Below are 6,790 nucleotides of genomic sequence, written 5' to 3'. Positions count from 1 at the left end.
CAAATTCATCGAAAAGGCTGCCGAAGGCCTGGTGCTGGCGTTCTTCAACCAGGGTGAAGTCTGCACCTGCCCGTCCCGGGCCCTGGTCCAGGAATCGATCTACGAGCCATTCATGGCCGAGGTGATGAAGAAGATCGTCAAGATCAAGCGCGGTAACCCCCTGGACACCGAAACCATGGTCGGCGCCCAAGCGTCCCAGCAGCAGTACGAGAAGATTCTGTCCTACCTGCAGATCGCCCAGGAGGAGGGCGCCGAACTGCTCACCGGTGGCGCCGCCGAGCTGTTGGAAGGTGACCTGTCCAGCGGCTATTACATCCAGCCGACCCTGCTCAAGGGCCACAACAAGATGCGCGTGTTCCAGGAAGAGATCTTTGGCCCGGTGGTGGGCGTGACCACCTTCAAGGACGAAGCCGAAGCCCTGGCGATTGCCAACGACAGCGAGTTCGGCCTGGGCGCCGGGCTCTGGACCCGTGACATCAACCGCGCCTACCGCATGGGCCGGGCGATCAAGGCCGGTCGCGTGTGGACCAACTGCTACCACCTGTACCCGGCCCACGCCGCGTTCGGTGGCTACAAGAAATCCGGCGTGGGTCGCGAGACTCACAAGATGATGCTCGACCACTACCAGCAGACCAAGAACCTGCTGGTGAGCTACGACATCAATCCCCTGGGCTTCTTCTAAGGGGCTGGATCGGGCGCGGTGGTTGGGTGCCACCGCGCTTGTGCGGGACGGACACGGGGAGGGCTCATGGGTGGGCACCTCCCCGTGTGCGTTGTGGGCACAGCACGCGATGCGCGCCCCCTACCGGGCAAGCCCGCACCACCGCCATCCCTGTAGGAGCCAGCTTGCTGGCGAAGAGGCCCGCAAGACCAGCCCCCAATCTCCCCCTACCAATGCACCCCGCCGGCTCGTCCCAAAGTAGCATTCGGCCCCCGCGCCTCCCGTGCATTAATGCCTCTACCGGAATCCCCCGGCACAACAAGAGGCTTGACCCATGTGGCATAAACCCGCGTACACCGATCTGCGCATTGGCTTTGAAGTGACCATGTACTTCGCCAACCGCTGAGCCGTCCCACTCCGGCCGCTCCTGGTGTTGGCCGGAGTCTTTTGCCCTTCTGGAGCACGTCATGCATATCCGCATTCTCGGTTCCGCGGCGGGTGGCGGTTTTCCCCAGTGGAACTGCAACTGCCGCCACTGCGCCGGGGTGCGCGACGGCAGCCTGCGCGCCGAGCGCCGCACCCAATCGTCCATTGCCCTGAGTGACCACGGCAGCGACTGGATTCTGTGCAATGCATCGCCGGATATTCGCCAACAGCTGGAGGCGTTCCCGGTGCTGCAACCGGCCCGGCAGCTGCGGGACACGGCCCTGGCCGGGGTGATTCTGCTGGACAGCCAGATCGACCATTGCACGGGGCTGCTCAGCCTGCGCGAGGGCTGTCCGCATCAAGTCTGGTGCACCGAGATGGTCCACCAGGACCTCTGCAGTGGCTTCCCCTTGTTCAACATGCTCAGCCACTGGAACGGTGGCCTTGAGTGGCAACCGATCCACCTCGACGGCCGTGAGTTCAGCTTGCCGGCCTGCCCGGACCTCGCCTTGCGGGCCATTGCCCTGCGCAGCAGCGCGCCGCCGTATTCGCCCCATCGCGGCAACCCGCATCCGGGGGACAATATCGGCCTGTTCATCGAGGATCGGCGCAGCGGCGCCAGCCTGTTCTATGCCCCGGGGCTGGGGCAGGTGGATGAGGCCTTGCTGGCGTGGATGGATCGCGCCGACTGCCTGCTGGTGGACGGCACCCTGTGGCGCGACGATGAAATGCGCATCTGTGGCGTCGGCGACAAGCTGGGCAGCGAAATGGGCCATCTGGCGCAAAGCGGCCCCGGCGGCATGCTTGAAGTGCTGGAGCGTTTTCCCCGGGCGCGCAAGGTGCTGATCCACATCAACAACACCAACCCGATCCTCGACGAAGACTCCGCCGAACGTGCGCAACTGGCCCGCCGTGGCATCGAAGTGGCGTACGACGGCATGGATATTCACCTCTGATCTGCACAGCGCATGCACCGCACGCCGTACGCTACATACCGTAGGAGCCAGCTTGCTGGCGAAGGGGCCCGCAGACCGCCTTCGCCGGCAAGCCGGCTCCTACAATGCGTGGGGCTGCAAGATTGCCTTCGCCGGCAAGCCGGCTCCTGCAGGGGGGATGCAGGCAGGGTCCGGATCACCCCAGCCGATGGTCGGATTGCTTTCAGCAACGGATGCTTTAGGCTGGCGTTCTCCTTCCAGAACAATAAGAAAACAGGCTTCCCCCATGAGCCAGAATCTCAGTCTGCTGCGCAAGTTCGTGTCCCCGGAAATCATCTTTGGTGCCGGTTGCCGGCATAACGTCGGCAACTATGCGAAGACCTTCGGCGCGCGCAAGGTCCTGGTGGTCAGCGACCCCGGGGTGATCGCCGCCGGTTGGGTCGCCGACGTCGAGGCCAGTCTCCAGGCCCAGGGAGTCGACTATTGCCTGTACAGCCAGGTGTCGCCCAACCCGCGGGTGGAGGAGGTGATGCAGGGCGCCGAGGTCTACCGCGAAAACGCCTGCGACGTGATCGTCGCCGTCGGCGGCGGCAGCCCGATGGATTGCGGCAAGGGCATTGGCATCGTGGTGGCCCACGGGCGCAGCATCCTCGAGTTCGAGGGGGTGGACATGATCCGCGTGCCGAGCCCGCCCTTGATCATGATTCCCACCACCGCCGGCACCTCGGCGGACGTCTCGCAGTTCGTGATCATCTCCAACCAGCAGGAACGGATGAAGTTCTCCATCGTCAGCAAGGCGGTGGTGCCGGATGTGTCGTTGATCGACCCGGAAACCACTCAGGGCATGGACCCGTTCCTCTCCGCCTGCACCGGCATCGACGCCCTGGTGCATGCCATCGAGGCGTTCGTCTCCACCGGCCACGGGCCGCTCACCGATCCCCATGCCCTGGAAGCCATGCGTCTGATCAACGGCAACCTGGTGCAGATGATCGCCAACCCCGGGGACATCGCCCTGCGGGAGAAGATCATGCTCGGCAGCATGCAGGCCGGGCTGGCGTTCTCCAACGCGATTCTCGGTGCGGTGCATGCCATGTCCCACAGCCTGGGGGGCTTTCTCGACCTGCCCCACGGCCTGTGCAACGCGGTGCTGGTGGAGCATGTGGTGGCCTTCAACTACAGCTCGGCGCCGGAGCGCTTCAAGGTGATTGCCGAGACCTTCGGCATCGACTGCCGCGGGCTCAACCAGCGGCAGATCTGCGGGCGTCTGGTGGAGCACCTGATCGCCCTCAAGCGCGCCATCGGCTTCCACGAAACCCTGGGCCTGCATGGGGTCAGCAGCAGCGATATTCCGTTCCTGTCCCAGCATGCGATGGACGATCCGTGCATCCTCACCAACCCGCGCGAATCCAGCCAGCGTGACGTCGAGGTGGTCTATGGCGAGGCCCTCTGACGACCAGCAACGGGCCCTGGCCGGGCTCTTGGGGCTGGGCAACCACTCCGCGCGCAAGAGCCATTACCCGGAACTCGCGGCGCGCCTGGAGGACCTGGAAACCGAGCGCAACCGCTACAAATGGCTGTTCGAGCACGCAGTGCACGGGATCTTCCAGGCCAGCCTGCAGGCCGGCCTGCGCGCGGCCAACCCGGCCCTGGCGCGCATGCTGGGTTATCAGGACCCGCAGGAAGTGCTGTTCTCCCTGGCCGACCTGGCCGGCAATCTGTTCGTGGGTGGCGCTGCGGAACTGGCGGCCATCGGCGAGCAGCTGCAGCGCCAGCGCAGCCTGTTGGGTTATGAAACCCAGCTGCGGCGCAAGGACGGCAGCAGCATCGATGTGCTGATGAACCTGCTGCTCAAGCCGGACCAGGACGGGCTGGTGGAAGGTTTCGTCGCCGACATCACCGAACGCAAGCTGGCCCAGCAGCATCTGGAACAGCTCAACGACCAGCTGGAGCAGCGGGTCGCCGCGCGCACCGATGAGTTGCTGGAAGCCAACCGCAACCTGCAGCAGCAGATCGCCCGGCGCGAACGTATCGAGTGCGACCTGCGGGATGCCCGGGACGCCGCCGAGGCGGCCAATCGCAGCAAGGACAAGTACCTGGCCGCCGCCAGCCACGACCTGCTGCAACCCCTGAATGCCGCGCGCCTGTTGATCTCCACCTTGCGCGAGCGGCGCCTGCCGGCCGCCGAGCAACTGCTGGTGGAACGCACCCACCAGGCCCTGGAGGGTGCCGAGGACCTGCTCACCGATCTGCTGGACATCTCCAAGCTCGATCAGGCGGCGGTCAAGCCGGACCTGGCGGCTTATCGCCTGGATGAAATGCTCGCGCCGCTGGTGTCGGAGTTCCAGTCGGTGGCCGAGGCCGCGGGCCTGGATCTGCGAGTACGGTTCGGTGATTTCGCCCTGTTCACCGACCTGCGGCTGATGACCCGGATTCTGCGCAATTTTCTCAGTAATGCCTGCCGTTACACCGAACGCGGCAGCATCCTGCTGGCAGCGCGCCGTCGCGGCGATCAGCTGCGGCTGGAGGTGTGGGACACCGGGCGCGGCATTGCCGCCGACCGGCTGGAGTCGATCTTCCTGGAGTTCAATCAGCTGGATGTGGGCCGTGCCGCCGACCGCAAAGGGGTTGGTCTGGGGTTGGCCATCGTCGAGCGTATCGCCAAGATCCTCGGCTATCGGGTGCAGGTGCAGTCGCGGCCAGGACGGGGCTCACGGTTCAGCATCGAGGTGCCCCTGGCGGAACGGGTGCCATTGCCCATCAGCTTGCAGGCACCGCAGCCGGGCACCGGCAACCCGCTGCCGGGCCGGCGTTTGCTGGTGCTGGACAACGAGCTGAGCATCCTCGAGAGCATGGCCGCGCTGCTCGGGCAGTGGGGTTGCGAAGTGCTTACCGCCACCGATCAGGCTGCGGCCCTGGCGGTGCTCCAGGGGCGGGCGCCGGAACTGATCCTGGCGGATTTTCACCTGGATCACGGGGTGACCGGCTGCGAGGTGGTGCAGCAGCTGCGTGAGCACTTCCAGCAGCCACTGCCGGCGGTGATCATCACCGCCGACCGCAGCGACCCGTGTCGCCGGGCCTTGCAGCAGCTGGGGGCGCCGCTGCTCAACAAGCCGGTGAAGCCGGGCAAGCTACGGGCCGTGCTCAGTCAGTTGCTGGGGTAGGGCGAGGCCTCTGGCACAAGGCTCTCTAGTGTGGGGCTTCTAGTATGGGTTCAGGCTTGCAGCTAAGATGCCGCTCTTTTTTTCAAGGACGAAGCCGGTTCCTGCGCCGTCGCGCCGGGCCGCCGTTTAGCCATCGATGAAACCCTTGTCCTCGTACCACCCGCTGCTGTACTGGATGCGAGTACGTCAGAAGCGCCTGATGCGTCACCTGGCCTGGCGCTTTTCCGGGCGCCGTTATGCCCGGCCCGAGGCCGACAGCCCGCGCTTGCCCCATCGCCTGATCAAGCACACCTCGAAACTGATTCGCACCCTGGGCGACTCCGACCTGGCGCTGCAGCACAACAAGGTGATCAACCTCAGGCTGGCGGTGGCCTGCATCGATGGCGTGCGCATCGCCCCTGGGGAGTATTTTTCTTTCTGCAAACTGGTGGGCCGGCCCAGTCGCGAGCGCGGTTTTGTCGAGGGCATGGAGTTGTCGTTCGGCGAGGCGCGCAGCGGCATCGGTGGTGGCATCTGCCAGTTGAGCAACCTGATCCACTGGATGGCGATTCACTCGCCGCTTGAGGTGGTGGAACGGGCCAACCACAGCTTCGACCCGTTCCCCGACGAGGGTCGGGTGCTGCCCTTCGGTTCCGGGGCGGCGATCTTCTACAACTACATTGATCTGGTGCTGTACAACCCCGGGCCCCAGACCTTGCAGCTCAAGCTGCAGGTCGGCGCGCAACAGCTGGAAGGCGAGCTGCTCTGCGAGCAGCCGCGCGAGCATCGCTATCACGTTTACCAGCGGGCCCATCGCTTTGTTCGTGAGGGTGCCCGGGTGTACCGGGAGAACCAGATCTGGCGCGACATCCGCACCAAGGGGCAGGACGCTGTGCTGTTGCGTCAGGAGTGCCTGTATCGCAACCGGGTGGTGGTCAAGTACCCGGTGGCCGAGGCGCTGCTCGATCAGTCGGCGCCGGGCTCAGATGATGCCCAGCATCCACAGTAGGCCCAGGTAGACCGCCGCACAGCCCAGGGGCCAGAGCACCAGCAGGCGGGTCTGGCTGAAGAACGATGGCGCCTTGCCCACCAGGGTCGAATCCTCCAGCTGTTGCAGGGTCTTGGGGGGCACGCCTTCCTCGACCGGGGCGTTGAGCTGGGCTTCGATCAGCGGCTCGACCTCTTCGACCTTGCGGATCATCCCCCGGCCCGTGGCGAACAGCGCCGCGCCGACGAAGATCAGAAGGTAGATCACCAGGAACTTCCAGTGGGAGGAGTAGCTCAGGTCGATGAAGCTGGGGGTCGGGCTGTTGTCCCAGAACCAGTTCAGCGGCTGGGTATTGGCATTGACCTGGTACACGAAGTATTTGATCGGGCGATTGATGGTCGAGGCCATGGCGGTGTAGCTGTCCAGGCGCCAATAGAGCATTTTCAGGGTCGAGAAAAAGGTCGAGATCAAGGCACCGGCAAACAACAGTGCGCCTGCGGCGATGTACAGCCGGTACTGCAATTGGGCCCTGGTGTAGGTCATGGGTGCTTCCTGCGATGAAGAAAAGGGGCGCAATACTATATTTCGTGGCGGCTGGACGATAGGGGCCAGTAGTCGTCCATCGGTCGCAGAGCTCCTG

The 6,790-nt window shown here is 64.8% G+C and carries 7 protein-coding genes; 6 read left to right on the top strand and 1 reads right to left on the bottom strand.

Translation table 11 applies throughout. The features are described 5' to 3' along the window. From FW796_RS30910 to FW796_RS30885, 6 genes are all read left to right on the top strand, one after another. A partial coding sequence (locus FW796_RS30910; protein WP_446440626.1) for an aldehyde dehydrogenase family protein occupies positions 1–682 on the top strand: 682 nt, incomplete at its 5' end. 313 nt (positions 683–995) lie between these two features. Then, positions 996–1,067 carry a pyrroloquinoline quinone precursor peptide PqqA gene (gene pqqA, locus FW796_RS30905; RefSeq protein ID WP_011060521.1) on the top strand — a complete coding sequence of 24 codons (72 nt, stop codon included), beginning with the start codon at positions 996–998 and terminating at the stop codon, positions 1,065–1,067. Positions 1,068–1,128: 61 nt separating this feature from the next. Beyond that, complete coding sequence (gene pqqB, locus FW796_RS30900) at positions 1,129–2,043, top strand: pyrroloquinoline quinone biosynthesis protein PqqB (RefSeq protein WP_446440625.1); 915 nt, start codon at positions 1,129–1,131, stop codon at positions 2,041–2,043. Positions 2,044–2,308: 265 nt separating this feature from the next. Then, positions 2,309–3,472, top strand: coding sequence for an alcohol dehydrogenase-like regulatory protein ErcA (gene ercA, locus FW796_RS30895; protein ID WP_346635706.1), 1,164 nt, complete (start codon positions 2,309–2,311; stop codon positions 3,470–3,472). Beyond that, the gene (locus FW796_RS30890; protein WP_404939178.1) at positions 3,456–5,183 is read left to right on the top strand and encodes a PAS domain-containing hybrid sensor histidine kinase/response regulator; all 1,728 of its coding nucleotides are present in this window, start codon (positions 3,456–3,458) and stop codon (positions 5,181–5,183) included. Before ercA ends, FW796_RS30890 begins: the two co-directional genes overlap by 17 nt. Before the next feature lie 136 nt (positions 5,184–5,319). After that, complete coding sequence (locus tag FW796_RS30885; RefSeq protein WP_404939180.1) at positions 5,320–6,171, top strand: VanW family protein; 852 nt, start codon at positions 5,320–5,322, stop codon at positions 6,169–6,171. Here FW796_RS30885 and FW796_RS30880 read toward each other — a convergent pair. Next, positions 6,145–6,693, bottom strand: coding sequence for a YniB family protein (locus tag FW796_RS30880; protein ID WP_446440624.1), 549 nt, complete (start codon positions 6,691–6,693; stop codon positions 6,145–6,147). The two genes, FW796_RS30885 and FW796_RS30880, sit on opposite strands and share 27 nt — an antisense overlap. Positions 6,694–6,790: the final 97 nt, after the last annotated feature.

It is taken from the genome of Pseudomonas sp. 910_21 (genome assembly GCF_052850735.1).
The sequence above is the reverse complement of the archived record's forward strand: the minus strand, read 5'-3'. Positions and strand labels throughout refer to the sequence as shown.

Bases quoted from the DNA above. Each gene is read 5' to 3' on its own strand.
- FW796_RS30885 (WP_404939180.1), top strand. From the start codon at position 5,320: ATGAAACCCTTGTCCTCGTACCACCCGCTGCTGTACTGGATGCGAGTA.
- FW796_RS30890 (WP_404939178.1), top strand. From the start codon at position 3,456: ATGGCGAGGCCCTCTGACGACCAGCAACGGGCCCTGGCCGGGCTCTTG.
- pqqB (WP_446440625.1), top strand. From the start codon at position 1,129: ATGCATATCCGCATTCTCGGTTCCGCGGCGGGTGGCGGTTTTCCCCAG.
- FW796_RS30880 (WP_446440624.1), bottom strand. From the start codon at position 6,693: ATGACCTACACCAGGGCCCAATTGCAGTACCGGCTGTACATCGCCGCA.
- ercA (WP_346635706.1), top strand. From the start codon at position 2,309: ATGAGCCAGAATCTCAGTCTGCTGCGCAAGTTCGTGTCCCCGGAAATC.